This window comes from Ruegeria sp. C5, from assembly GCF_056537605.1.
This window is the reverse complement of the sequence record NZ_JBQFRX010000001.1, coordinates 1,088,532-1,115,486: the sequence shown is the minus strand read 5'-3', so window position 1 is coordinate 1,115,486 and position 26,955 is coordinate 1,088,532. Positions and strand designations below refer to the sequence as shown.

Sequence of the window (26,955 nt, the reverse complement as noted above, 5' to 3'; positions counted from 1 at the left end):
TAATTTTTTTGGAACGTTCCAATTTTTGGGGAGGTCAGATGAATTGGGTATTTGTCGGAGCGAGCACTATAGCTTCGCAATATATGTTGGACGCGGTGCGTCAGCAGGCAAGCAACGACGTGACCTGGGTCGTCAGCAATTCCCCTGACCGGGTGCAAACATGGGCTAAGGAGCACGGAATTCCCAATGCAACCACAGACCTGAACGCGGCGCTGTCTGACGACGGCGTGAAAGCCGTCTACATTTCCTCCACAAATGAGAAGCACCATGGTCAGGCGATGGCTGCCATCGCGGCTGGTAAGCATGTTCTATGTGAAAAGCCGCTCGGGATGACGCAAGCGGAAGCTGTCGAAATGGTGCGCGCAGCCGAAGCGGCTGGCGTGACTTTTGGTACAAATCACCACCTGCGATGCTCTGGCAGCCATCGTGCCATTCGTGATCTCATTGCAGACGGTCGCGTCGGCGACGTTCTTTCGCTGCGTATACATCACGCGGTACATTTGCCCGGGAACCTACAGGGGTGGCGCATTAACTCAGCAGATGCCGGCGGCGGCGTGATCCCCGACATCGTCGTTCATGATGCGGATGTCACGCGGTTCCTGCTCAATGAGGACCCGATTTCCGTCGTCGCGCAAATGGCCAGCTCTGGGATGGGGCAGGGGGTCGAAGACTCGTGCATGTCCGTGTGGACGATGCCATCGGGGGCGATGGTCACGACGCACGAAAGCTTTACGCACCCCTTTGCCGGGTCGGGCCTGCAAGTGCACGGGACCAAGGGCTCGATTTTTGCGGATGGCGTCATGACGCAGCGCCCTGTTGGGGCAATAAAACTGGTGACTGAAGCCGGAAGCGAAGAGATTCCGTTTTCGGACCACTCTCTCTATGTTCAAGGCGTTTCGGAATTTGTCTCCGCAGCGGCGGGACAAGGCCGTCCTGCTGCCGACGGACCTGACGGAGTGAAATCGCTGTCAATCGCGCTGAGCGTTCGTGAGGCCGCAGCGTCGGGTGAACGTATCAACATAGATTATGGCGGTTTCTGATGACCAAGCTTGTTTCCGTTTCCGAGGCCGTTTCTCGTATCCCAGACAATGCGGTTGTCACCGTGTCGTCGTCCTCTGCGCTCGGGTGCCCTAACCTCGTGCTGAAGGCACTTGGAGAACGGTTTCGCACAGAAGGGCATCCGCGCAACATTACAACGCTGCACCCTATAGCCGCCGGTGATATGTATGGCGTGAAGGGCATGGATTATCTGGCGCAGGATGGATTGCTAAGCCGCGTTCTTGCCGGATCTTACCCGTCGGGCCCTTCCAGCCTTGAGATGCCGGAAATCTGGAAAATGATCGTCGAGGATCGGGTCGCCGCATATAACGTGCCGTCGGGAATTCTGTTCGACATGCATCGCGAGGCCGCAGCGCATCGGCCTGGTGTTCTGACGCAAGTCGGGCTTGAAACCTTCGTGGACCCTGTCCGCGAAGGGTGCGCGATGAATGCGCGTGGCGCGGCAACGCCCATCGTGAACCGGAGAGAGTTCGACGGTCAGACCTGGCTGCACTTCCCAAACATCAACCCGAACGTATGTATTTTGCGCGCTACCACAGCGGATGAGTTCGGAAACCTGACCTATGAGCATGAAGGCGCTTATTTGGGCGGGCTAGAGCAAGCGATCTGCGTCCGCAACCACGGTGGGATCGTGATCGCACAGGTTCAACGTGTGACTGCCGCCGGAAGCCTGCGCCCCCATGAAGTGCGCGTGCCGGGGCATCTGGTCGACCTGATCGTTGAAGACCCGGAGCAGATGCAAACGACTGAAACGTCTTATGATCCTTCGATTTCTGGCCAGATCATGCGCCCTTGGGACAGCTTTTCACTGGCCGAGCATGGCGTCGAAAAGGTCATCGCGCGTCGCGCCGCTCAAGAACTCCGCAGCGGCATGAGCGCCAACTTGGGCTTTGGAATCAGCGCTATGGTCCCGCGTGTTTTGTTGGAAGAGGGCCATCCTCAGGCGGTGACATGGGCGATTGAACAGGGGGCCGTCGGTGGTGTCCCACTAACCGGCTTTGCCTTTGGGTGTGCATCCAACGCGCATGCCTATGTGCCGTCACCACAGCAATTCATCTATTTCCAGGGCGGCGGGTTCGATATGTCGTTCCTCTCGTTCCTCGAGGTCGATGTCGAAGGCAATGTGAACGTCTCCAAACTTGGTAAAAAACCCTATTTGACAGCAGGGTGCGGCGGTTTTGTCGATATCACCGCGCGGGCCAAAAAGATCGTGTTCTCGGGCTGGTTCGAAGCTGGCGCCAAGATTGATCTGGCGGAGGATGGTATCCGTGTGAATGCCCCAGGAAAATTCACCAAGATGGTGGATCAGGTCGAACATGTCACATTCTCGGGCCGCCGTGCCCGGGAAACCGGTCAGGATGTGCTCTATGTAACCGAGCGTTGCGTTATTCGCCTGACGGATCAGGGGCTGGTCGCGACGGAAATCATGCCCGGCATTGAGGTGCAGCGCGATATTGTCGAAGCTTCAGGCGGTCGCGTCAAAGTCGCGGAAAACGCGGTTCAGATGCCCAAGTCGCTATTCGCAGTTGGCTCGATGGGGATGACACTTTGAGCAAACTGCGCATTCATATCGAGGGTGCAACCGCCGTCCTGACTTTGGACAACGAGGCCAAGCTCAATGCGTTAACTGTAGATATACTGCGCGCGCTGGAAGCTGGCCTGACAGAGGTCGAGCGTGACGTGTCTATTCGTGCGCTTGTTCTGACGGGCGCGGGTGAAAAAGCGTTCTGTTGTGGGGCCGATATTGGCGCTTGGGGTGGTCTGAGCCCCGCTGAATTCGCGCGCCATTGGGTCCGTGATGGACATCGCATCTTTGACCGCCTGGCGCGGATCGGCAAGCCAACAATTGCTGCGATCAACGGTCATGCGTTCGGCGGTGGGCTAGAGCTGGCCAGTTGCTGCGATCTGCGCCTGATGACCCCGCGGTCCACGCTGGCTTTGCCTGAAGCTCGGGTTGGGATTGTACCCGGCTGGTCCGGGACACAGCGGTTGACCCGGCTGATCCCCGAAGCTGCGGTGAAAGAGATGGCACTCTTTGGGCGCCGTATTGGTGCTGACCGCGCCGTGGCCTTGGGCTTTGCGACCGAGGCGACTGACGACGTTCTGGCGCGCGCGCTTGAGATCACCGCCGAACTTAGCGAACTTTCGCCTCGCGCCACCGAAATCTCAAAAAACATGATCCATGCAGCGGTCGGTGAAGACACTCATGCCGTGGTCGAAACCCTTGGTAGCGCAGCGATTGCCGCCTCAGCGGACCGCGAAGAAGGCGTTGCCGCATTCATGGAAAAACGTAACCCCACATTTTCTGGCCTTTGACAATATGAAAGATATCACCATCAACCCTGCCATCCCGTTCGAGTTGCCGCCGTTGTTCGAAGGTCGGCATCTCATCGATGGCAGGTGGCAGAATAGCGCATCGGGTGAGACGTTCGAACGGCGCTCGCCCTCGCACGGGCACATCGTCAGCCGTTCGGCCTTGGGTGGCGAGGCTGAAGCCGAGGCCGCGATCCAGGCGGCGCGCAAGGTGTTCGACAGCGGTGATTGGAGCCGGGCATCAGGCAAAGAACGGGCCACCGTTTTGCTGAAGGTTGCCGACCTGATTGAGCAGAATGTCGACCGGATCGCGCTGATCGAAACGCTGGAAAGCGGTAAGCCGATCAGCCAATCCAAGGGCGAGGTCGGCGGTGCAGCAGACCTTTGGCGCTATGCGGCCTCATTGGCACGCAGCACACACGGCGACAGCCACAACACTCTTGGCGCAGACATGATGGGTATCGTGCTGAAGGAACCCATCGGTGTCGTGTCCATCATTACGCCGTGGAACTTCCCCTTCTGGATTCTCAGTCAGAAGCTGCCCTTCGCGTTGGCGGCTGGTTGCACCGTTGTTGTGAAGCCGTCTGAGATGACACCGTCGACAACCTTGATGCTGGGCGAGTTGCTGGTCGAAGCTGGATTGCCCGCCGGTGTATGCAATATCGTTCTGGGCTACGGAGTTCCCGTTGGCAGTGTGATGTCGAGCCATGACAGCGTGGACATGATCAGCTTTACGGGCTCAACAGCCGTGGGCAAGACGATCAGCGCAGTTGCGTCGGACACGCTCAAGAAAGTCGCGCTAGAGCTTGGGGGCAAAAACCCGCAGGTCATTTTTCCCGATGCCGATCTGGATGCAGCCGCTGATGCGGTTGTGTTTGGTGTCTATTTCAATGTTGGCCAGTGCTGCAATTCAAGCAGTCGCATCATTGTGCACGAAGACATAGCCGACGATTTCCGTGAGCGTGTCGTTGCCCTGTCGCGCAAAGTCAAATTCGGCGATCCTCTGGACCAGACGACGCAGGTTGGTGCTATCGTAACGTCCGAGCACAACTCAAAAATCGACGCGTACGTCAAGCAGGCGCAGGCTTCGGGTGCAACTATTGATCTGGGTGGTGAGCCGCTGGAGGTCGAAGGCTTGGGCGCTCAGTTCTACCAGCCGACGGTGATTTCTGATGTCTCGCCCGACATGCCAATAGCCCGGGATGAGGTATTCGGACCAGTTCTGTCTGTTTTGACGTTCAAAACACTGGACGAAGCAATCGCGCTAACCAATGATAGCGCTTACGGTCTGTCGGCAGGAGTCTGGAGCGAAAACGTTCACACCTGCCTCGAATTCGCCCGTCGTGCAGAAACGGGAACGGTCTGGACCAACACCTGGATGGACGGGTTCCCCGAGGTTGCATTCGGTGGGTTCAAGCAATCCGGGCAGGGGCGGGAAATCGGACGTTACGGGTTCGAGGAATTCTTCGAAGTGAAATCAGTGGTCATGCGCATCGGCAACAACCGAGCGCCATGGGTTCCGCAAGACTAAAGCCGGGCACCGGATTGGTCCCGAATAAGAAGAACGCATTAAGGGAGGAAACAAGAATGCGTAAATTTTTGAAGACAAAATCGCTGTTTGTGGCAGGTCTACTGTGCACGACCAGCCTTGCGCACGCTGAAGACGTGGAAGTTCTGCACTGGTGGACTTCTGGCGGTGAGGCTGCAGCATTGAACGTTCTCAAGGACGACCTCTCCGGACAGGGCATCGGCTGGACCGACATGCCTGTTGCAGGTGGCGGTGGTGAGCAGGCGATGACCGTTCTGCGCGCACGCGTCACCGCAGGCAACGCTCCAACAGCCGTTCAGGCTCTGGGCTTTGACATTCTAGACTGGGCCGATCAGGGCGCGCTGGCCGATCTGAACGAAGTGGCAGCCCAGGAAGGTTGGGATGACGTCGTCCCAGATGCGCTGAAAGCCTTCGCCAAGCATGACGGCAAATGGGTCTCGGCCCCTGTGAACGTGCATTCGACCAACTGGGTCTGGGCTAACAAGGCGGTGCTGGACGCCAACAGCATTGCACAGCCCACCAACTGGGACGAATTCGTCGCCGCAGTTGAGGCGTTGAAAGCTGCTGGTGTCACTCCGATCGCGCATGGTGGTCAGGCATGGCAGGACGCGACCGTGTTCGATGCTATCGCGATGTCGACGCTGGGGCCTGACGGCTACAAAGCGGCCTTCATCGACTTGGACGAGGAAACGCTGGGTGGCGACGCGATGAAAGAAGCGTTCGACCGTATGGCCTTTATCCGCGACAACGTGGATGAGAACTTCTCGGGTCGAGACTGGAACCTGGCGACAGCGATGGTCATCAACGGCGAAGCCGGCTTCCAGATGATGGGTGATTGGGCCAAAGGCGAATTCCTGAACGCGGGCAAAGTGCCGGGCGAAGACTTTTTGTGCTTCCGCTTCCCGGGTACTCAGGATCAGGTCACCTTCAACGCTGACCAGTTCATGATGTTTGATCAGGGCGGTTCGGTATCGGCCGAGCAAGCCGCGCTGGCCAGCGCGATCCTGTCGCCATCCTTCCAGATTGCTTTTAACAAGGTGAAGGGCTCTGTCCCGGCTCGTACTGACGTGGATGGCAGCGATCTGGATGCGTGTGGTCAGCAGGGCATGAAAGATTTGGCCGCCGCGGCTTCATCAGGCAACCTGTTCGGCTCGATGGCACACGGACATGCCGCGCCCGCGTCAGTCAAGAACGCCGTCTATGACGTGGTGACCGCCCACTTTAACGGCGAGTACGGCAGCGAAGATGCCGTGACCGAACTGGTTGACGCCGTTTCGATCGCCAAGTGATCCACAAGTGATCCTCCCGATGGGGCGGCGGTCTGGCCGCCCTGTCACCAAACGGGCGCAAAAGCTCCGATCTAACACGACTCGAACGAGGAGGGCGCGCCATGGCTGCTTCAGCCGACGCGGATTTTAAGACACGCCTTCAGAACTGGATACCCAAGCTGGTCCTGTCACCGTCGCTGGCGATGATGCTGGTCTTTGTCTACGGGTTCATTCTGTTTTCGGTCTACCTGTCATTCACCGACAGTCGCATCCTGCCGTCCTTTGGATGGGTCGGATGGGAAAACTACGACAAACTGTGGCGGCTGAGCCATTGGGAAACCTCGTTGATCAATATGGGGATTTTCGCGAGCCTATACATCGTGATCTGCACCTGTATCGGCCTGGGTCTGGCGATCTTCCTTGATCAGAAAATCCGGGGGGAAGGGCTGCTGCGTCCCATCTACCTCTATCCGATGGCTCTGAGCTTCATTGTCACCGGTACAGCCTGGAAGTGGTTCCTTGACCCTGGCATCGGGTTGGAAAACGTTATGCACACATGGGGCTGGACCAGCTTCGAGTTCGACTGGATAAAAAACCGTGATTACGCCATCTACACAGTTGTTCTAGCAGCCGTCTGGCAGACGAGCGGCTTCGTGATGGCAATGTTTCTGGCTGGCCTGCGTGGGATCGACAATGAAATTCTGCGGGCTGCGCAGATGGACGGCGCGTCGAACTGGAACCTCTATCGCCGGATCATTATCCCGCAACTACGACCAGCCTTCTTGTCGGCCTTCGTGATCCTCAGCCACCTGGCGATCAAGACCTTTGACCTTGTCATCGCCCTGACCGGGGGTGGCCCCGGTCGCGCCACAGAACTACCCGCGACCTTCATGTATTCTTACACGTTCACGCGAAACCAGATGGGGATCGGTGCGGCCTCGGCCACGATCATGCTGATGACCATTGCCGCGATCATGATCCCGTATCTTTACGCCGAATTGCGGGAGAAACGCTGATGTCTCAAGCTACTCAGGATACCGCAATCCGAACGGGCCGCGTTACGCGCACGTTGATATATCTGGTGCTGCTTCTGTTCGGTCTGTTCTACCTGCTGCCGCTTTATGTCATGCTGGTGAACTCGGTGAAGCCATTGGAAGAGATCACCGGCGGCGGCATGATGAACCTGCCGCAGGTATTCACGATTGAGCCGTGGCTCAAGGCGTGGTCTTCGGCGCAGATCGGCGTCGATCCGACAGGGCTGAAGCCCTACTTCTGGAACTCGATCAAGATGGTGGTTCCGGCGGTGATCGTCTCGACCATTCTTGGGGCGTTGAACGGCTATGTGCTGACCAAATGGCGCTTCAAGTACGACACCATCTTATTCGGTCTGATGCTGTTCGCCTGCTTCATCCCGTTCCAGATTGTTCTTATCCCGATGGCACGGATGTTGGGCATAATCGGGCTGGCAGGCACCACCTGGGGTCTTGCACTTGTCCACGTTGTCTACGGGATTGGCTTTACCACGCTGTACTTCCGCAACTACTACGCTGTGTTCCCGACCGAGCTGATCCGCGCGGCGCAGATTGATGGCGCTGGGTTCTTCCAGATTTTCTGGCGCATTCTTCTGCCCAGTTCCGGGCCGATCGCCGTGGTTTCGATCATCTGGCAGTTCACCAACATCTGGAATGACTTTCTGTTCGGCGCGTCCTTTGCCGATGCCAACAGCCAACCGATGACGGTGGCACTGAACAATCTGGTGCAGTCATCAACCGGTGTGAAGGAATACAACGTTCATTTTGCAGGCGCCATTCTGGCGGCCATGCCAACTCTGCTCGTCTACATCGTGGCCGGTCGATACTTCGTCCGCGGCCTGATGGCGGGTTCGGTGAAAGGATAAGACCTCATGGGTTTTCTAGACATAGACAACGCGACCAAATCCTACGGGGCGGTCGAGGTTCTGCACAAAGTCGACATCTCGGTGCAGGAAGGAGAGTTCCTGGTTCTGGTCGGCCCCTCGGGCTGTGGCAAATCCACTCTGCTGAACATGATCGCGGGGCTGGAAGAGATCACCAGCGGCGAAATCCGCATCAAGGATCAGGTGATGAACGGGGTGCACCCGTCCAACCGCAACATTGCCATGGTTTTCCAAAGCTATGCTTTGTATCCCAATATGACGGTCGGGCAGAACATCACTTTCGGTCTTGAGATGCATGGTGTGCCCAAGCCTGAACGCGACAAAGCGATGCAAGAAGTTGCCAAGCTCTTACAGATCGAGCAGTTGCTGGATCGTAAGCCCGGTCAGTTGTCGGGCGGTCAGCGCCAGCGGGTTGCAATGGGTCGCGCGTTAGTACGGAACCCTGATGTCTTTCTGTTCGATGAACCGCTCTCGAACCTCGATGCCAAGCTTCGCGTCGACATGCGAACCGAAATCAAGAAGCTGCATCAAAATCTCGGGACCACCATCGTCTATGTGACGCATGACCAGATCGAGGCGATGACGCTTTCAAGCCGGATCGCCGTGATGAACGGCGGTTATGTCCAACAGCTGGGTACGCCGCAGGAAATCTATGACATGCCTGCGAATATCTTCGTTGCAACATTCATGGGCTCGCCTGCGATGAACGTGGTACCGGCCAAGGTTACGGTTTTGAATGGCCACCCTCATGCAGAGGTCGCCGTTCATGACGGATCTATGGCGCAACTTCCGTTCAGCCAGGACAACTTGGCCGCATGGGATGGGCGCGAGATCTTGTTGGGAATCCGCCCAGAGACTATCACCGATATGGATGGCGCGGATCGAAAGTCGTCGAACATCGCGCAGATGGCCAACCGTATCGTGGTGACGGAGCCCGCTGGATCGGACACCTTCGTCTCGATGCAATTGGGCGGACGGGATGTGATCGCGCGTATGCGTTCGGATGCCGAAGTGGCACCGGGTCAGGATTTCAACTTTGCAGTGAACATGGAAAAGGCCGTGGCTTTTGATCCCGAAAGCGAGATGCGGATCCTTCCATGAATCGAGCTGACGTCATAATCATTGGGTCGGGTATCGGGGGGGCAACGCTGGCTGCTGCGCTGGCCCCGTCCGGTCGCCGCATTCTGATCCTTGAAAGAGGAGAGCGGTTGCAGCCCTCACCGCAGGATCGAGACCCAAAAGCGATCTTTGTCAATGGGCACTTTCGTCCCGATGAAACATGGCTGGACGGTGCAGGCAAACCTTTTAACCCCGGAAACTACTACTGCGTTGGTGGAAATTCTAAGTTCTACGGCGCAGCTTTGATACGCTATCGGAAAGAGGATTTTGAGCCGCGTCAGCATATGGGTGGTTACTCGCGCGGCTGGCCCATGCCCTATGAAGAGCTTGAGGCGGATTACACCACCGCGGAACAGCTTTACGACGCACGTGGGACCACCAAAGAGGACCCCACCGAACCGCCGCACAGTAGGGGTTACCCGCACCCACCTGTGCCGGATGAGGTTGATATTGCAAACCTGAGGAACCGGCTAAGCCACGCAGGCCTGACGCCATCCTCAGTGCCGTTGGGCGTGGATATTGAAACCTGGTTGCGGGCTGGGCAAACAACTTGGGATGCGTTTCCCAATACATGCGGCGGCAAAATGGACGCCGAAACCTGTGCCCTCGCCGAGGCATTGAAGCATAGGAATGTCGAGCTTTTAACTGACGCGCGTGTCCGAAAATTGAAGGCTGATGCCGTTGGTCGTGTCACAAGTGTCGAAGTTGATGGTCACGGTACCCTGCATGCGCAGGTCATCGTGCTTGCAGCAGGTGCGGTACAGTCCTCGGCACTGTTGCTGCAGTCCGCGAACGACAATTGTCCAACCGGTCTTGCCAATCGGTCCGATCAGGTCGGACGGAACTTTATGAACCACAATTGTTCGGCGGTGCTGGCCCTTCATCCGCTGCGTCGAAATAGGGCGGTCTATCAGAAAACGTTGATGTTTAACGACTATTACAACAGCGGCGGGCAGGGTGGTTTGCCATTGGGCAATATTCAGATGCTGGGAAAGATCACCGGGCCGATCCTTTCGTCGCAAACCAGCCTGCCGAGGCCAATTGCAGCGCTAATCGCCAATCGCAGCTTTGATTTCTATGCCATGTCCGAAGACCTGCCGAACCCAGACAGCCGGGTGACGGTCGAAGGAGACCAAATCACGCTGGACTGGAAACGCTCGAATTGGGCGGCGCACGAGGCCTTGGTTGCGCGGCTAAAGGCGCATCTGAAGCAGGCGGGGTTTCCTGTGGTACTGTCGCGACCATTTGATCGGTGCACTCCGTCGCATCAATGCGGCACAGCGCGGATGGGTAATGACCCGGCAAGCAGTGTCGTCGACACGTTCTGCCGCAGCCACGACCACAAGAACCTGTTCATCGCCGACGCGTCAGTTCTTCCGACATCTGCGGCAGTGAATCCGGCTCTTACTATAGCCGCACTCGCACTCCGGGCAGGTCGTCACATTATTGAAACGGAGTTTGCCGCATGACCGGAACAGCATTGGTGACCGGAGGACAACAGGGCATTGGACTCGGGGTGGCGCGCGCCTTGATCGCCGCAGGGTACAAGGTCGCAATAGCCTCTCGCTCGGCGCCCTACAAACCGGTCGTTGAGGCGACTTTGGCAGAGCTTGGCCCAAGCGCAATTTATGTGCAGCACGACGTGTCCGACATTGATCACGTTCCGGCGCTACTGGATCAGATCGAAGCCGATTTGGGCCCGATCACCGCGTTTATCAACAATGCAGGCGTAGGGGCGCCAGTGCGCGGTGACATGCTGGACCTGAAGCCCGAGAATTGGGATTTCGTGCAGAACATCAACCTGCGTGGCGCGTTTTTTCTGGCGCAAGAGGTGGCCCGGCGCATGTTGGAGCAGACGCAAGATACCTATCGTTCGATCACCTTTGTCACCTCTGTAAGCGCGACAATGGTATCGATCGAACGCGCCGATTACTGCGTGTCCAAGGCGGCCGCAGCGATGATGGCTCAGTTGTTCGCAGTACGCTTGGCCCCCGAAGGCATCGGTGTCTTTGAGCTACGACCGGGAATCATCGCGACCGAGATGACGGCGGGCGTGCGCGACAAGTATACCGACCGTATCGAGGGCGGTCTTGTTCCCGCGGCACGCTGGGGTGAGCCCGAGGATATTGGGTCAGTTGTCGTCCCACTGGTTCAAGGGCACATGCACTTTGCGAACGGTGCCGCCATCCCGGTGGATGGCGGCTTGTCGATTTCACGTCTGTAAGTCAGGGCACACAAGAATGTCTGAAGGATATGATTTCATTGTCATTGGTGGCGGCTCGGCAGGCTCGGTGATCGCTGCGCGTCTTTCGGAAGAACCATCGACGCGTGTGTTGTTGCTAGAGGCTGGCTCCACCGACCGTCACCCGTTCTTTCACCTGCCAGCCGGGTTCGCGAAGATGACCAAGGGTATCGGCAGCTGGGGCTGGTCCACGGTTCCGCAAAAGCACATGCAGAACAAGGTCTTCAACTACACCCAGGCCAAGGTGATCGGCGGAGGCTCTGCAATTAACGCGCAAATCTACACGCGGGGTGCAGCTCAGGACTACGATGACTGGAGACAGATGGGGTGCGAGGGGTGGAGTTATGCCGATGTGCTGCCCTATTTCAAAAAGTCCGAAGACAACGACACCTACGACGACGAATTTCACGGCAAGGGCGGACCGCTGGGCGTGTCCATGCCCGCAGCCCCTTTGCCAATCTGCGATGCCTACATCAAGGCCGCTGGGGAAGTGGGGATACCTGAAACACGCGATGTGAATGGGGCCAAACAAGATGGAGCGGGGTACTATCAGCTGACCCAGCGCAATGCGCGACGATCCTCTGCTGCGATGGCGTTTATCGCGCCGAACCGCAGCCGCCCGAACCTGACAGTGCGCACTGGCGCACAGGCCCGCCGCATTATGGTGGACAAGGGCAGGGCGACTGGTGTCGAGATGATGAACGGGGACAAGATCTCCGCCGCGAAAGAGGTCATTCTGTCCTCAGGTGCCATCGGTTCGCCGCGCTTGTTGCAACTGTCGGGAATTGGACCGGCGGATCATTTGGACAGCCTTGGCATCGACGCAGTTTTTCATCAGCCGCAGGTGGGCGCGAATTTGCAGGACCATCTGGATTTGTATTCCATCTGCGAAGTGACCGGCCCGCACACCTACGACCGTTTTGCTAAGCTGCACCTTTCAGCTTTTGCAGGCCTGCAATACCTTTTCACCCGCAAGGGACCGGTCGCGTCCAGCCTGTTCGAAACGGGTGGGTTCTGGTACGCAGACCCGGATGCGCGTTCGCCGGACCTTCAGATGCATCTAGGGCTTGGTACCGGCATTGAGGCAGGGGTCGAGGCGATGCCCAACGGTGGGGTTACACTGAACGCCTGTTTTCTGCGACCCAGGTCACGCGGATCCGTCCGATTGCAAAGCTCGGACCCTGCGATGATGCCGCTGATAGATCCCAACTATCTGGCGGATCCCTACGATCGCGAGATGTCCATTCGGGGCCTGAAGCTGGTGCAGAACATCCTCGCTCAGGATGCGTTGAAGCCGTACATCTTGGCAGAACGTTTGCCGGGCCCGGACGTGCGGACCGAGCAGGAGTATTTCGATTATATCTGTGTACACTCCAAAACATCGCACCACTGCGCTGGTACCTGTCGTATGGGCAGCGATGCCGAAGCCGTTCTGGACCCGCGCCTGCGGTTCAATGGGATCGAAGGGCTTCGCGTCGCGGATGCGTCGATTATGCCGACAGTGAATTCATCGAACACCAATGCACCTACAATCATGATCGGGGAAAAAGCTTCCGACATGATCAAACAAGATCAGGGTTTCTAAAAATGATCCGCCATATCGTACTGACCAAATTCCGCGCCGACGTGACCGAGGAGACAATCGGAGCCATCTACAAAGGTCTCGAGGACGTGTCCAAGGCCCTTCCCGGGGCCAGCGGGTTTACCGGGGGCCGCAGTGAGAGCCCCGAGCAGATCGAACGCGGATACATGCATGGGTTTGTGATCGACTTCAACGATTGGGGCGTGCTGGAGGCCTATCAGAACAACGAAACGCACAAAGCGCTGGGCGCGCAACTGGTTGAGAACGCCGTGGGTGGCATCGACGGCATTCTGGTTCTGGATTTGGAGGTTTGAGACAGTGAAATTGATTTTGCCAAATCCTGAGGGGCAGCTGGAACCCTATGCGCTGACCGGAAAGCCGTTAGTACCGCGCAAGCCGCAGGTGCCTCTGACGCGCACGGCCTTTGCGGCGGCTCATGTGGTTTCAGACCCGCTGGCGGAACGTAATCCCTGGGAGGGGCGTCCCGCAGTTGATTGGGAAGCGACCCTGCGATTTCGTCAGGGACTCTGGGATCAGGGGCTGGGTCTGGCCGAAGCCATGGATACCGCACAACGGGGTATGGGCGTCGATTGGGAGACCGCGCTGGAGCTGATCCAGCGCACAATGAAGGCTGCGCAGGCGCATCCGTTGTCGCCTCGGGTGGCTTGTGGGGCAGGGACTGATCACCTGCCTCTAAGCGCGTTGAACACAGCAGGTGAAATCCTGTCAGCCTACGAGCATCAGGCCGAGGCGATCGAAGCCGCCGGAGGGCAATTGATCCTCATGGCGTCACGCGCCTTCCCATCGATCAAGGCAGGTCCGGACACCTACCATGATGTATACCGCGCGCTGATCGATGGGGCTGCGGAGCCTGTAATCCTGCACTGGCTGGGCGATATGTTCGATCCTGCATTGACGGGCTATTGGGGTAGCACGGATATCGACGCGGCCAGCGACTTTGTACTGTCCCTGATCAACGAAAATCCCGCCAAGGTTGATGGGATAAAAATATCCTTGTTGGATCAGGCACATGAAGAATGCTTTCGCGCACGTTTGCCGGACGGCGTGCGCCTCTACACTGGTGACGATTTCAACTACGCCGAGCTTATTGCCGGGGATGGAGCGCATTTTTCCCACGCTCTGCTCGGCATTTTCGCTGCTATCGCCCCCGCCGCCAGCCAGGCGCTTGAGGCGTTGGCTATGGGCGACATGGATCGCTACAACGCGCTGTTCGCACCGACTATTCCCCTCAGTCGAGAGATTTTTAAGGCTCCGACGCGGTTCTACAAAGCCGGGATTGCCTATCTGGCATGGCTGAACGGAGCCCAGTCCCATTTCATCATGCCGAGTGGGTTCCAATCCAGCCGTGACATCTGCCACTACGCGCAAGTATTCAGATTGGCGGATCAGGCCGGTTTACTCTCAGACCCTGAACTGGCTAAAGCACGGATGACCACGCTTCTCAGCTTGCATGGAGTTGAACAATAGCCTGAATGCGAAGACCCACGATCATAGATGTCGCCAACTCGGCGGGCGTTTCCAAGTCGACGGTAAGCCTTGTGTTGCAGGGCAGTCCGCAGGTGAAGCCGGAGACACGCAAGCTCGTCCATACCGCGATGAAAGAGATCGGGTATGTCTATAACCGATCGGCGGCAAATCTGCGATCCACGGGAACGGCGCTAATAGGTTTGGTGATAAACGACCTGACCAACCCGTTTTTCACCGAGTTTGCGACTTCGTTGCAGATGGCGCTGGCGTCCCGAGGCTATGCGGTCGTATTGGCGAACACAAACGAAGACCCCGAACTTCAGGATCAAGTGGTGGGCGCGATGCTTGAGCACGGTGTTTCTGCTTTGATCCTATCGCCTGCTTATGGCGATGTCACAAACACCTTCTCCGCGGTAGAGCGAGCTGGCATTCCGTTGATGCAAGTCTTGCGACGGGTTGAAAGCGAAACAGGCAGATTTCCCTTTATCGCCCCTGATTACGCAGAGGGCGGACGCGCGGCAACGCAGTATCTGATCGAAACGGGCGCGCGGAACATCGCCTTTGTCGGTGGTCTGGATGGTGCCGAAGTCACTCAGGAAAGACTGTCCGGCTATATCAGTACGATGAAAGACAACCACTTGCAGCCTATTGTAAAAACAGGGGAATCCAGCCGATCATTTGGACATGAAACAACGGTCAACCTCTTCAAAGAGCATCCTGCGTGCGATGCCGCAGTCTGTTTCAATGATCTTGTTGCTTTTGGGATGATTAATGCCTGCCATGAAACTCAGGTAAAGATTGGCACGGAGTTTCAGATTGTCGGTTTCGACGACATCAAGGAAGCATCAGAATGCTGGCCAGCTTTGTCTACCGTACATTGCGGCGTCTCTGAGTTTGGAGAACAAGTTGCGGACACTGTTTTGCAGTGGTTGCAAGATGGTGCTACGCCAGCACAACCCACGCGGACTTCAACGCGCTTGGTATTGAGGCAAACTACGAAAGACACGGTGTAGCAAAAGACTATACCAGCCTTTGTCGAGAGGTCTTGTCAGAAGAGCTTTTGTTGAGCGGGACATAGCGGTCGCGTGCTTTTGCCATGACCAGACCTGCCTCTTTCAAAATCTTTGAAATTAGTCCCGTGATCATCCGCATTGCGGTGACGCTATACAATCGATTGCCGCTCTCGCTTCGAAATCTCGAAGATCTGCTGCAAAAGTTTGGCATCGAAGTGAGTTCCGAAACTTTCCACCAATGTGCTTATTGGTCTTGTCAGAAGAACTTTGATTGAGCGGGGTAGGGTTGTTGTGTAGCTTTTGCCCATGACCAGGCCTGCCTCATTCAAATACTTTAAAACCAGTCCCGAGATCATCCGCCTTGCGGTGATGCTGAACATCCGTTTCCCGCTCTCGCTTCGGAATGTCGAAGATTTGTTGCACGAGCGAAGCATCGACGTGAGCCAGGAAACCGTCCGATACTGGTGGAACAAGTTCGGCCCGATGTATGCATCAGAGATCCGAATATAACGGGTTCAGCAACTCCGTGCCTTTTCAAGATGGAAGTGGCACGTAGACGAAGTATTCGTGAAAGTGAACGGCAAACGCCACTACTTCTGGCGTGCCGTCGATCACTAAGGTGAAGTGCTTGAGGCCCTCGTCACCAAACGCCGAATCAAAGCTGCAGCACTGAAATTCCTCAAGAATTTGATGAAGCGGCACGGTTGCGCCGAAGAGATCGTCACAGATCGCTTCGCTTTCTACAAGGCTGCGCTCAAAGAAATGGGCGCGCTCAAAAAACAGCAGACGGGCAGGTGGCTCAATAAGCGCGTCGAGAATTCGCACCTACCGTTTCGACGACGCGAACGCGCGATGCAGCGTTTCAGGCGCATGCGAAGTTTGCAGAAATTCGTCTCCATCCATTCCTACGTCTACAACCACTTCAACCAGGAAAGATCGCTTGCCAGCAGAGACACCTTCAAGCTGACACGCAGCGCTGCTCTCGCCGGGTGGCGTCGACTTTGTTCCGGATAGGCTCGCGGTTTCCGCGGCAAACTGAGACTGGTTCGAATTCGTCTGACAGCACCTCCAGAACTGGAAACCCTGATATAGGAGATCAGAAATGCTGAATTTTCAGTCCTCGATGCTTCGCGCGGCAGGCGCAGTAGCCCCTTAAAGCGGTCTGACAGATTACCGATCTGAAGGCCGCCTCGTGAGCGGCCTTTTTTGTGTTTTCTTCACGTGGCGGCTTTCCATCATTAACATAGAGAACAATGCCAACCTTATCACTATACATCCCCTTCAAACGGTCGCGTGGCCTCTTGCTGCGGCTGGATGCTGTACTTGCCTTACAATCCAGCAAAGAACGGCCTCTTCTGCGCAAGCTAGCTGAACTGCCGGATTACCATAGGGAGGACGTCGGCCCCCCGCCACAGATTGAACGCCCACCGCCTTCACACCATCGGGTTCCTTTCTGAACAGCAAATCAAGCAAGGGCAGCTTGCTGCCCTTGCACTCAACTATGTCACAATGCCCGGTTTGCGAAATGAGGCTGTCTTTCCTATCGTGCAAGCTCGTCCGCACGCGAACCAAACCGTCCCTTCGCACCAACGATAACCAGTTGCCAATCGTTCTACACAGTCCAACGGCAGGTAAGTGCTTCGCGAATAGGGCTTGCGCCGGTGTCCAGAAGCCCGCGAAGCTGTTCAACTTTGAGTTTTTGTCTAGGAGGCAGCTCGCCGGTTAGGATCATTTCGCGTAACTTGACATCGCAGGTCATTCACTACTAAATTTGACAAAATTTATCGCGCGATAGGTTGTAATTTGGTGTGAGGTAAAATTTGCAACGTAAAATCCGAAATATGGAAGAGTTTGCAGCTATCAGTGGGATTTCTCGACCTACCGTCTCGAAGTATTTCAACGATCCTGAAAGCGTGCGTGCTTCCACAAGAAAAAAGATCGAAGCAGCGCTGGAAGAGTATGATTATCATCCGAATGTTTTCGCGATGAACCAAAACAGACGCACCACCAAGAACATTGGCGTTATAGTACCTAACTTAGCTGACCCGTTCTTTTCCGAGATCGGCAGACGTGTGGAGCTTGCATGCATTGAGGCCGGTTACAGCCCGATTTTACTCAGTTCACACGGTAATCCCGAAATGGAGCGAGATAACCTTAACTCGCTTAAATCCTTGAAACCAGCGGGTGTATTATTGGCACCATTCGGCAGGCTGTCTGATACAGACGCCGTAAAGGCATTTGATGCGGATATTCCGGTCGTCTTGTTTGACGCCAATATGCATAATGTCGGACGGGCATTTGTTGGTACCGATCATTTTCAAAGTGTTGACTTGATGGTTGAGTACCTCTGCCGCAGTGGCGAGCCGCCTTGCTTTTTCGAAATGAAGAAACCTCTGAACCCGAACGCCAACAAACACCGACAAGCCTATATCGAAAGCATGGAGCGGCACGGTAAAACGCCGAGCATTTTTCGAGTAAACGGAGAAGGCTGGGACTTCGAGGAAATTGGAAAAGTTGAAGGGGGTCGGCTTTTATCCGAGGGAGCATTCAGCACTAACACGATCCTGTGCAGCAATGATCGCTTTGCAATTGGTCTTTTGTCAGCCGCCTATGGCCTTGGCTTTAAGGTTGGTCATGGTCACGAATGTAACCTCAGGATTGCAGGCCACGATGATCACCCTTTTTCCAGATTTACTTGCCCCCCTCTGACGACAATCGCGCAAGATTACGAAGCTATCGCGAATTGGTCGGTGTCCACCCTGTTTGCATTGTTCGAGACGGGAGAGGCCCCGACCGAAAGGCAGGAAAAACTGTTTGAGGGCCGTTTGATCATGCGGGAGTCGGCCTGAGGCATTATTGGTCGCGCAACCATCCATAATTTTACGCGCGTAAATTTCTAATTGACTTCGCGTTGTGGTTTTGACTAAAGTCAAAGTCATCATCCAACGAGGAGGAGAATTAGGATGTCATTCAAACAAGCTCTATATGCGGCGACGGCAATGACACTCGTCACTGCAAGTGGCGCACTAGCAGAGAATCTTGTCATCGCCACCGTGAACAATGGTGACATGATTCGCATGCAGGGGTTGACTCAGGACTTCACTGATAAGACCGGCCACACGGTCGAGTGGGTCACATTGGAAGAAAACGTATTGCGCCAGCGTGTCACAACGGACATCGCCGCAAAGGGCGGTTCTTTCGACATCATGACCATTGGCATGTACGAAACACCGATTTGGGGCGCCAATGGATGGTTGGTATCGCTTGACGATCTTTCTGCTGAGTACGATGCGGATGATATTCTGCCAGCCATGCGAGCCGGTCTGAGCCACGACGGTACTCTCTATGCCGCGCCATTTTACGGCGAAAGCTCGATGATCATGTACCGGACTGACCTTATGGAGAAGGCCGGTCTGGAAATGCCTGAGGCGCCAACCTGGCAATTCATCCGCGAAGCTGCTGCAGCGATGACAGACCGTGACAATGACATCAACGGAATCTGCCTGCGCGGAAAAGCAGGCTGGGGTGAAGGCGGTGCCTTTATCACCGTAACCGGCAATTCCTTCGGTGCGCGCTGGTTTGACGAAGACTGGAATGCCCAGTTCGATCAGCCAGAGTGGAAAGAGGCGCTGACCTTCTTTGTCGACATGATGCAGGAATCCGGCCCAACCGGCTACGCGACCAACGGGTTCAATGAAAACCTGAACCTGTTCCAGCAGGGCAAGTGTGGCATGTGGATTGACGCCACCGTCGCGGCTTCGTTTGTAACCAATCCTGATGACTCAACTGTTGCCGACAAGGTTGGTTTCGCGCTAGCACCGAACAGTGAAGGTGTCGACAAGAAAGCAAACTGGCTTTGGGCATGGGCGCTGGCGGTTCCCGCCGGAACGCAAAAGGAAGCTGCAGCAAAAGCGTTCATCGAATGGGCAACGTCAAAAGACTATATTGAACTTGTCGCAGAAAACGAAGGTTGGGCGAACGTACCTCCGGGCGCGCGTACATCGCTTTACGAAAACCCCAACTATCAGGCGGTTCCCTTTGCCCAGAAGACGCTGGATTCAATTCTAGCTGCGGACCCGACAAACCCGACTGTGAAGCCGGTTCCGTATGTTGGCGTCCAGTTCGTGGCAATCCCGGAATTTGCGGGCATCGCGACGGAAGTGAGCCAGGAATTCTCTGCTGTCTATGCAGGTCAGCAGACCGTTGATGAGGCGCTTGCCAAAGCTCAGGCGCTGACAAACGACGCTATGGAAGCCGCTGGCTACCGCTAAGCGCTCCACCGGTCTCGGGCAACACTCTTCTCCCAAGTGTTTCCCGAGGCACCATAAATTTTCAATAACTATGCACTGTTTAAGATAGCCTCATGGCAATCAACAGAGGAGGTATGCCCGATGGCTACTAAACACTCCCGATCAGCGGCGCGGCTTATGATGGCCCCAGCAGTCATCTTGCTCCTCGGCTGGATGCTCGTGCCTCTGATCATGACGCTCATTTTCTCATTCAAGCAATACCTTCCACTGCGTGGAGGAGATCTTGGGTGGGTCGGTTTCGATAACTATGTTCGTTTCGTTAGCTCCAGCGCGTTCTGGCCGTCAGTGATAGCAACCCTGACCATCGTCGGTGGAGTTCTTTTAATCACCGTGATCCTTGGTGTGTTGCTGGCGATCTTGTTGAACCAACCAATGTGGGGGCAAGGTGTTGTCCGCATTCTGGTGATCGCACCATTCTTTGTCATGCCAACTGTTTCTGCGTTGGTGTGGAAGAATATGTTCATGGATCCGGTAAACGGTCTGTTCGCCCATCTGTGGCGCTTTTTAGGGGCTGAGCCGATCGCGTGGCTGTCTGAGGCTTCACTGCCTTCAATCGTCATGATCGTTTCCTGGCAATGGTTGCCGTTCGCAACGCTTATCCTGTTGACGGCAATCCAGTCTCTGGACGGTGAACAATTGGAAGCAGCAGAAATGGATGGTGCTCCGCCGCTGAAGCGGTTTGGTTACATCACTCTGCCACATCTCAGCCGTGCGATTACGATCGTGGTTCTTATCCAGACGATCTTCCTGCTGGCAATCTTTGCAGAAATATTTGTCACGACCGGAGGCGCGTTTGGCACCCGTACTCTGACCTATCTGATTTTCCAACGTGTTCTTGAAAGTCAGAATGTTGGCCTCGGTTCCGCTGGTGGTGTCTATGCAATCATTCTCGCCAACATCGTTGCGATCTTCCTGATGCGCATCGTCGGCAAGAACCTGGACGCGTGAGGAGGAAAAGATGGCCCGCGCAGTAACTCAACAACGTAAGATCATCAACACAGCCGCCGCTTGGGGTGTTGGACTGCTGATCTTTTTTCCGATCCTCTGGACTGTCCTGACCAGCTTCAAAACCGAAGCTACCGCAATCGCAGACCCTCCGGTGTTCCTGGCATTTGACTGGACGCTTGAAAACTACTCTGCGGTGATGGAGCGGTCCAACTACGCCCGGTTCCTTTGGAACTCGATCATCATCGCCGGGGGTTCGACAATATTGGGTATCATCGTGGCGGTCCCTGCGGCCTGGTCGATGGCTTTCGTTCCTTCCAATCGCACCAAGGACATTCTCCTCTGGATGCTGTCCACTAAAATGCTACCGGCGGTTGGTGTTCTGTACCCGATCTACCTGATCTGCATCAAACTTGGCATCCTCGACAGCCGAGGCGCGCTGGTCATCATCCTCATGCTGATGAATCTGCCGATCATCGTCTGGATGCTGTACACATACTTCAAGGAAATCCCAGGTGAGATCCTTGAAGCGGCCCGAATGGACGGTGCGACGCTGAAAGAGGAAATCCTTCACGTTCTCACACCGATGGCAGTTCCCGGCATAGCTTCGACCTTGCTGCTGAACTTCATTCTGGCCTGGAACGAGGCGTTTTGGACACTGAACCTTACAGCAGCTAATGCGGCTCCGCTGACGGCCTTCATTGCTAGCTACTCCAGCCCCGAAGGCCTGTTCTTTGCCAAACTCAGTGCAGCATCAACCATGGCCATTGCGCCGATCCTCATCCTTGGCTGGTTCAGCCAGAAACAACTTGTCAGCGGCCTGACCTTCGGCGCCGTCAAATAAGGAACTTGACCAATGGGACAAATCAAACTCAACCAAGTGACCAAAAGCTTCGGCGACGTTCAAGTCATTCCGCCGCTGGACCTGACAATTGGAGACGGCGAGTTCACGGTTTTTGTCGGGCCTTCGGGCTGCGGTAAATCCACACTATTGCGCCTGATCGCGGGACTCGAAGACATCACTACGGGTCATATCGAAATTGATGGCTCGGATGCTACTGACGTGCCCCCCGCAAAGCGCGGCTTGGCAATGGTCTTCCAGTCTTACGCCCTGTACCCGCATATGTCGGTGCGCAAAAACATCGCGTTCCCGATGAAAATGGCAGGGATCGATGAGGACGAACAAAATCGCCGGATTGAAGGAGCCGCAAAGGCGCTGAATCTTACCGATTATCTGGATCGGCGTCCGGGGCAATTGTCGGGCGGTCAGCGTCAGCGCGTTGCTATTGGCCGGGCAATTGTTCGGGAACCGGCGGCATTCCTTTTCGACGAACCGCTGTCCAACCTCGACGCGGCCCTGCGTGTTGGTATGCGGCTTGAAATCAGTGAACTTCACGAACGGCTCAAGACGACAATGATCTACGTGACCCACGACCAGGTTGAAGCCATGACCATGGCGGACAAGATCGTCGTTTTGCGGGCTGGCGTGATCGAACAGGTGGGGTCACCGCTAGAGCTCTATCACAGTCCACGTAACGAATTTGTCGCGGGGTTCATAGGGTCTCCGAAAATGAACCTGATCTCAGGTGCTGAGGCCGAGAAAAACGGGGCAACCACAATCGGCATTCGTCCTGAACACACAGATGTCAGCATGACTGATGGAATGTGGAAAGGCGTCGTTGGTGTGGCGGAGCACCTGGGATCGGACACCTTCATTCACGTCCATGACACGGGTCTTGCTGACATGGTCACCGTGCGGATTACAGGTGACATTCAGGCCAAGCACGGCGACACGATCTACCTGACACCGCAAATGGACAAGTTGCACAAGTTCGACGCTCAAGGTCTAAGGATCGAATAATGCAACTGGCTGGAAAAACAGCCCTGATCAGAGGTGCTGCCCGAGGAATCGGGCGGGCCTTTGCCGAAGCCTACGTCAGTGAAGGCGCTCGAGTCGCCATCGCCGACATCAATATTGATGGCGCTCGCCAAAGCGCTGCCGCACTTGGAGAAAATGCAATCGCGGTGGCTATGGATGTGACCGACCAGGCCAGCATCGACAACGCTGTGGGCAATACAATAGGGGAGTTCGGGCATATAGACATTCTGGTCAACAACGCAGCACTTTTCACAGCAGCCCCGATTGTTGAAATCGAACGCGCCGACTATCAACGCGCTTTTGACATCAATGTAGCGGGTACTCTCTTTACGACGCAGGCCGTAGCGCGGTGCATGATTGAGCGCGGGAAAGGTGGCAAGATCATCAACATGGCAAGTCAAGCCGGACGGCGCGGTGAGCCGTTGGTTGCAGTCTATTGCGCGACAAAAGCGGCGGTCATCAGCCTGACTCAGTCGGCGGCGCTGAACCTGATCAAGCACGGCATAAACGTGAATGCGATTTCTCCGGGTGTCGTCGACGGCGAGCACTGGGACGGCGTGGATGCGTTCTTTGCCAAGTATGAAGACAAGGCACCCGGACAAAAGAAACAGGAAGTTGATGCCGCCGTGCCCTACGGACGCATGGGCACACCGGACGATTTGACCGGAATGGCTGTTTTTCTGGCAAGTGATGCGGCGAACTACATCGTCGCACAAACTTATAACGTGGATGGTGGGCAATGGATGAGCTGATCTCCCTTTCGAATGCGACACTCGACCAGCTCACCGTCGAGCGCCCAAGATATGACCGTACCACCCTGAAACCAGGTATTATTCATGTGGGCGTCGGCAATTTCCACCGCGCGCATCAAGCATGGTACTTGCACCGATTAATGCAGCAAGGAAAAGCTGAAGATTGGGCCATCATCGGCGCGGGCGTACGACCCTATGATGCGACTATGCGGGAGAAACTGCTTGCACAGGATTGCCTCACGACCCTGATCGAGCTCGATCCTGAAAAAATCTCAGCTGAAGTCATAGGCTCGATGATCAACTACCTGCCTATTGAAGACGGCAACGGAGCGCTAATTCGCACGATGTCGAATCCGGCCATTCGCATCGTTTCTATGACTGTAACCGAAAGTGGCTACTACGTTGATCCAGTCACGAACGGGTTTGACGCCAACCACCCTGACGTTCAGCACGACGCCAAAAATCCTTTGGCGCCCCGAACAGTCTTTGGTGCCATAGTGGCCGCCCTTCGCGTGAGACGAGACGCAGGGCATGCGCCCTTCACCGGGCTAAGTTGCGACAATCTGCAAAGCAACGGTGACGTCCTTAGGCAAACCGTTGTTTCGATGGCTCGCATGTCCGACCCTGAACTGGCCGATTGGATTGACACCAACGCCACATTTCCGAATTCGATGGTGGATTGCATCGCCCCTTCGACCGGTCCAAGCGAACTTGCACTTGCCATAGATTTTGGCATTGACGATGCTGCTGTGGTCACGCACGAAGCGTATCGCCAATGGGTGATTGAAGACAATTTCTGCGCTGGGCGTCCGGACTGGGGTGAGGTTGGCGCAATCTTCACTGACGACGTTCATGCGTTTGAAGCTATGAAAATTCGAGTCCTCAATGCCGGGCATCAGGTGCTCGCAAATGTGGGTGAGATATTAGGGCTCAAGACGATTTCCGAATGCATGAGACACCCGGTTGTTTCGCAGTTTTTTGGTAAAGTTCAGAGAATAGAGATTGCGCCAACGGTTTCATCGGTTTCCGGAAAAAGTCCGGAAGAGTATGTAGGCCTCGTTGAAAGCAGGTTTTCAAATCCAAGGATTGTGGACACGACCAGACGCGTGGCTTTCGACGGTTCAGCGCGCCATACAGGTTTCGTTTTGCCGATATTGCGAGACCAGTTGAAGGCTGGGCGTTCCGTTACCGGTTTAGCGCTCGTCGAGGCGCTATGGGCACGTATGTGCGCAGGCACACGCGAAGATGGTAGTGTGATCGAGGCGAATGATCCGATTTGGGATAGACTGAGTGAGGCAGCCCTTGCCGCCAAGTCAAACCCGGCGGTCTGGCTTGAACAAAGTCGGATTTACGGTGACTTGAAGGACGCCAAACCGTTTTCCAGTTCGTTTTCCAAGTGGCTCGACATGGTTTGGCAGAATGGTTGCGAAGCTGCTCTTATCGCGTACGTTGATGAGGCTTGAGGCAAATCTGTGGGTGGTGTCACTCGTGCTTTTGGTAGGAAATACTGGTTGACCGATCAGGAGTGTAAATCGCGTAGATCGCGGATGTGTTGGACCCGTTATTAAGAAAGTCAGATAGGGCAGGCTTGCTCATCTGTGATCCCCCAAAGATTCTGGAGAAAAACGTGAAACCAGAACAGCTTAGAATGGCCCGCAACGCGCCTGGATTGTCTATGAAGGGATTTGCCGATTTGTCGCGGGTTTCTCATATGACCGTACACCGGTTTGAAGCCGGAAAAAGCGGCGTGAAGCACGCTATTATCGAAGCGATGCGCACAACTCTTGAAGCCGAAGGTGTTCAATTCCTCAATTATGGAAGTGTGTCTGACGGCATAGGCGTCGCAATCAAACCCAACCCGACCAAAACTATTGGCCCTGTTTAATCATGCACTCACAAATCCTCAGACATCTCAACTATTCGCTCGGCAAAGACGCAGTACATGCGTCGACCTATGATTGGCGAATGGCGGTTTCGCTAACGTTGCGCGACCGCATAGTTGACCCTTGGTTCGAAAGCACGCGCGAGACGTATCAGTCAGGCGCAAAACGTGTTTACTACCTTTCAATGGAGTTTTTGATTGGCCGACTTGTCGAAGACATGACCGCGAATCTGGGGCTGTTGGAAGAGGTTATGGAAGCTCTTGCGTAACTCGGCCAAGATGCGTCGGTCGTATTCAACGACGAACCTGATGCCGCCTTGGGGAATGGCGGCCTCGGACGGCTGGCGGCCTGTTTCATGGGCTCACTCGCTACTCTTGGCTTCCGGCTTATGGTTACGACATCCGCTATGAGCATGGCTTTTTTCGAGCAGAGTTTTGTCGAAGGTCAGCAGGTCGAAAAAGCGGAAACCTGGTTAAACCAGCGCTTCGCCTGAGAGTTTGAGCGTCCCGAAGTCCGATACCGGATCGCCTTTGGCGGCTATGTTTCCCATCACGATGGGAAGGCGGAATGGCATCCCGCCGATACGGTTCTGGCCCAAGCATTTGATACGCCGGTAGTTGGTTGGAAGGGCGCGTGGGGTGACACTCTGCGCCTATGGTCAGCCCGGTCTTGTCAGAAGAGCTTGTATTGAGGCGGGCAGGGGTGTTGCATAGCTTTTGCCCATGACCAGACCTGCCTCTTTCAAATACTTCAAAACCAGTCCCGATATCATCCGTCTTGCGGTAGTGTTGTACATCCGTTTCCCGCTCTCGCTTCGGAACGTCGAAGATTTGTTGCACGAGCGAGGCATCGACGTGAGTCACGAAACTGTCCGGTATTGGTGGAACAGATTTGGCCCGATGTTTGCCTCTGAGATCCGAAGAAAGCGTGTTCAGCAATTGAGAGCATACTCCAAATGGAAGTGGCACGTGGATGAGGTTTTCGTGAAGGTGAATGGCAAGAGACACTACCTCTGGCGGGCCGTCGATCATGAGGGCGAAGTGCTGGAAGCAATCGTTATCAAACGCCGAAACAAGCAGGCGGCGTTGAAATTCCTCAGGAAATTGATGAAGCGGCACGGTAAAGTTGACGAAGTGGTCACCGATCGCTTCGCGTCGTATCGAGCTGCGTTCAGAGAAATGGGCGCGCTCGAAACACAAAAGACGGGAAGGTGGCTCAACAACCGCGTCGAGAACTCGCACCAGCCGTTTCGACGACGCGAACGCGCGATGCAACGTTTCAGGCGCATGCGAAGTCGACAGAAATTCGCCTCCGTCCATTTCTCCGTCTACAACCACTTCAACTAGGAAAGATCGCTGACCAGCCGAGACACCTTCAAGTTGACACGAAGCGCCGCTCTTAGCGAGTGGCGCGAACTTGGTGCTGGATAAAGGACAGCGTCACTGGCCTAATAGAGACGAGTTCGAATTCGTCTGACAGCACCCTTTTCATGGCGCTGCTCGCGAAAAGCTTTACGACATTGCCGACAGAAACCGATCCGAAAAGGATCAGGGATTGTACGCATGATCGACGCGTGCTGGTGTTCCTCGACATCGCAAAAAGCGGACGTCGCCGTTGATGCAGCATGGAAACCTGTGG

The 26,955-nt window shown here is 55.5% G+C and carries 24 protein-coding genes and 4 pseudogenes; 27 read left to right on the top strand and 1 reads right to left on the bottom strand.

The genetic code is table 11. From position 1 onward, the window contains the following. The first annotated feature begins 38 nt into the window (after positions 1-38). From ACR0AW_RS05655 to ACR0AW_RS05580, 16 genes and pseudogenes are all read left to right on the top strand, one after another. Positions 39-1,040, top strand: coding sequence for a Gfo/Idh/MocA family protein (locus ACR0AW_RS05655; protein ID WP_170733490.1), 1,002 nt, complete (start codon positions 39-41; stop codon positions 1,038-1,040). Then, positions 1,040-2,611 carry a CoA-transferase gene (locus ACR0AW_RS05650; RefSeq protein WP_170733489.1) on the top strand — a complete coding sequence of 524 codons (1,572 nt, stop codon included), beginning with the start codon at positions 1,040-1,042 and terminating at the stop codon, positions 2,609-2,611. The genes ACR0AW_RS05655 and ACR0AW_RS05650 overlap by 1 nt, the downstream gene beginning before the upstream one ends. Then, positions 2,608-3,375: an enoyl-CoA hydratase/isomerase family protein gene (locus ACR0AW_RS05645; RefSeq protein WP_170733488.1), complete on the top strand. Its 768-nt coding sequence runs from the start codon at positions 2,608-2,610 to the stop codon at positions 3,373-3,375. Before ACR0AW_RS05650 ends, ACR0AW_RS05645 begins: the two co-directional genes overlap by 4 nt. 4 nt (positions 3,376-3,379) lie before the next feature. Further along, positions 3,380-4,903: an aldehyde dehydrogenase family protein gene (locus ACR0AW_RS05640; RefSeq protein ID WP_170733487.1), complete on the top strand. Its 1,524-nt coding sequence runs from the start codon at positions 3,380-3,382 to the stop codon at positions 4,901-4,903. Between the two features lie 56 nt (positions 4,904-4,959). After that, positions 4,960-6,210: an ABC transporter substrate-binding protein gene (locus ACR0AW_RS05635; RefSeq protein ID WP_170733486.1), complete on the top strand. Its 1,251-nt coding sequence runs from the start codon at positions 4,960-4,962 to the stop codon at positions 6,208-6,210. A 101-nt stretch (positions 6,211-6,311) separates the two neighbouring features. Next, positions 6,312-7,205 carry a carbohydrate ABC transporter permease gene (locus ACR0AW_RS05630; RefSeq protein WP_170376146.1) on the top strand — a complete coding sequence of 298 codons (894 nt, stop codon included), beginning with the start codon at positions 6,312-6,314 and terminating at the stop codon, positions 7,203-7,205. Beyond that, positions 7,205-8,086, top strand: coding sequence for a carbohydrate ABC transporter permease (locus ACR0AW_RS05625; RefSeq protein ID WP_068340098.1), 882 nt, complete (start codon positions 7,205-7,207; stop codon positions 8,084-8,086). Before ACR0AW_RS05630 ends, ACR0AW_RS05625 begins: the two co-directional genes overlap by 1 nt. A gap of 6 nt (positions 8,087-8,092) precedes the next feature. Continuing rightward, positions 8,093-9,205 carry a sn-glycerol-3-phosphate ABC transporter ATP-binding protein UgpC gene (locus ACR0AW_RS05620; protein WP_170612595.1) on the top strand — a complete coding sequence of 371 codons (1,113 nt, stop codon included), beginning with the start codon at positions 8,093-8,095 and terminating at the stop codon, positions 9,203-9,205. Then, positions 9,202-10,692: a GMC family oxidoreductase gene (locus ACR0AW_RS05615; RefSeq protein WP_170733485.1), complete on the top strand. Its 1,491-nt coding sequence runs from the start codon at positions 9,202-9,204 to the stop codon at positions 10,690-10,692. The genes ACR0AW_RS05620 and ACR0AW_RS05615 overlap by 4 nt, the downstream gene beginning before the upstream one ends. Next, a complete protein-coding gene (locus tag ACR0AW_RS05610; RefSeq protein ID WP_170733484.1) occupies positions 10,689-11,447 on the top strand; it encodes a 3-ketoacyl-ACP reductase in 759 nt (252 codons plus the stop codon). Before ACR0AW_RS05615 ends, ACR0AW_RS05610 begins: the two co-directional genes overlap by 4 nt. 16 nt (positions 11,448-11,463) lie before the next feature. Continuing rightward, complete coding sequence (locus ACR0AW_RS05605; RefSeq protein WP_170635339.1) at positions 11,464-13,050, top strand: GMC family oxidoreductase N-terminal domain-containing protein; 1,587 nt, start codon at positions 11,464-11,466, stop codon at positions 13,048-13,050. Between the two features lie 2 nt (positions 13,051-13,052). Then, on the top strand, positions 13,053-13,361 hold the full coding sequence (locus ACR0AW_RS05600; protein ID WP_170424020.1) for a Dabb family protein: 309 nt from the start codon (positions 13,053-13,055) through the stop codon (positions 13,359-13,361). A 4-nt stretch (positions 13,362-13,365) separates the two neighbouring features. Further along, on the top strand, positions 13,366-14,535 hold the full coding sequence (locus ACR0AW_RS05595) for a dihydrodipicolinate synthase family protein (RefSeq protein WP_170733483.1): 1,170 nt from the start codon (positions 13,366-13,368) through the stop codon (positions 14,533-14,535). A gap of 5 nt (positions 14,536-14,540) precedes the next feature. Further along, entirely contained in the window at positions 14,541-15,548 is a 1,008-nt protein-coding gene (locus tag ACR0AW_RS05590) for a LacI family DNA-binding transcriptional regulator (RefSeq protein WP_170733482.1), read from the top strand. 83 nt (positions 15,549-15,631) lie between these two features. Then, positions 15,632-15,799 (top strand): annotated as a pseudogene (locus ACR0AW_RS05585) (IS6 family transposase); the annotation flags it as partial. Positions 15,800-15,854: 55 nt separating this feature from the next. After that, positions 15,855-16,562 (top strand): annotated as a pseudogene (locus ACR0AW_RS05580) (IS6 family transposase). A 598-nt stretch (positions 16,563-17,160) separates the two neighbouring features. Here ACR0AW_RS05580 and ACR0AW_RS05575 read toward each other — a convergent pair. Further along, a complete protein-coding gene (locus ACR0AW_RS05575; RefSeq protein WP_480438862.1) occupies positions 17,161-17,280 on the bottom strand; it encodes a GntR family transcriptional regulator in 120 nt (39 codons plus the stop codon). Between the two features lie 109 nt (positions 17,281-17,389). On the opposite strand from ACR0AW_RS05575, the gene ACR0AW_RS05570 reads away from it, so the two are divergent. From ACR0AW_RS05570 to ACR0AW_RS05520, 11 genes and pseudogenes are all read left to right on the top strand, one after another. Continuing rightward, positions 17,390-18,397, top strand: coding sequence for a LacI family DNA-binding transcriptional regulator (locus ACR0AW_RS05570; protein WP_170733481.1), 1,008 nt, complete (start codon positions 17,390-17,392; stop codon positions 18,395-18,397). 114 nt (positions 18,398-18,511) lie between these two features. Next, the gene (locus ACR0AW_RS05565) at positions 18,512-19,819 is read left to right on the top strand and encodes an ABC transporter substrate-binding protein (protein WP_170511702.1); all 1,308 of its coding nucleotides are present in this window, start codon (positions 18,512-18,514) and stop codon (positions 19,817-19,819) included. A 120-nt stretch (positions 19,820-19,939) separates the two neighbouring features. Continuing rightward, positions 19,940-20,806: a carbohydrate ABC transporter permease gene (locus ACR0AW_RS05560; RefSeq protein WP_170733480.1), complete on the top strand. Its 867-nt coding sequence runs from the start codon at positions 19,940-19,942 to the stop codon at positions 20,804-20,806. A gap of 10 nt (positions 20,807-20,816) precedes the next feature. Further along, a complete protein-coding gene (locus ACR0AW_RS05555; RefSeq protein ID WP_170403632.1) occupies positions 20,817-21,647 on the top strand; it encodes a carbohydrate ABC transporter permease in 831 nt (276 codons plus the stop codon). Between the two features lie 12 nt (positions 21,648-21,659). Continuing rightward, positions 21,660-22,664 (top strand): ABC transporter ATP-binding protein, encoded by a 1,005-nt coding sequence (locus ACR0AW_RS05550; protein ID WP_170383437.1) that lies wholly within the window; start codon positions 21,660-21,662, stop codon positions 22,662-22,664. After that, entirely contained in the window at positions 22,661-23,434 is a 774-nt protein-coding gene (locus tag ACR0AW_RS05545) for an L-iditol 2-dehydrogenase (RefSeq protein WP_480776494.1), read from the top strand. The genes ACR0AW_RS05550 and ACR0AW_RS05545 overlap by 4 nt, the downstream gene beginning before the upstream one ends. After that, positions 23,422-24,897, top strand: a complete 1,476-nt coding sequence (locus tag ACR0AW_RS05540) for a mannitol dehydrogenase family protein (protein ID WP_170733478.1) — start codon at positions 23,422-23,424, stop codon at positions 24,895-24,897. Before ACR0AW_RS05545 ends, ACR0AW_RS05540 begins: the two co-directional genes overlap by 13 nt. A gap of 185 nt (positions 24,898-25,082) precedes the next feature. Continuing rightward, on the top strand, positions 25,083-25,319 hold the full coding sequence (locus ACR0AW_RS05535) for a helix-turn-helix domain-containing protein (protein WP_170733477.1): 237 nt from the start codon (positions 25,083-25,085) through the stop codon (positions 25,317-25,319). 2 nt (positions 25,320-25,321) lie between these two features. Then, positions 25,322-25,585, top strand: coding sequence for a hypothetical protein (locus ACR0AW_RS05530; protein WP_480438732.1), 264 nt, complete (start codon positions 25,322-25,324; stop codon positions 25,583-25,585). Positions 25,586-25,633: 48 nt separating this feature from the next. Further along, positions 25,634-26,008, top strand: a pseudogene (locus ACR0AW_RS05525) (glycogen/starch/alpha-glucan phosphorylase). Positions 26,009-26,039: 31 nt separating this feature from the next. Beyond that, a pseudogene (locus tag ACR0AW_RS05520) lies at positions 26,040-26,747 on the top strand (IS6 family transposase). The last annotated feature ends 208 nt before the right edge of the window (positions 26,748-26,955 follow it).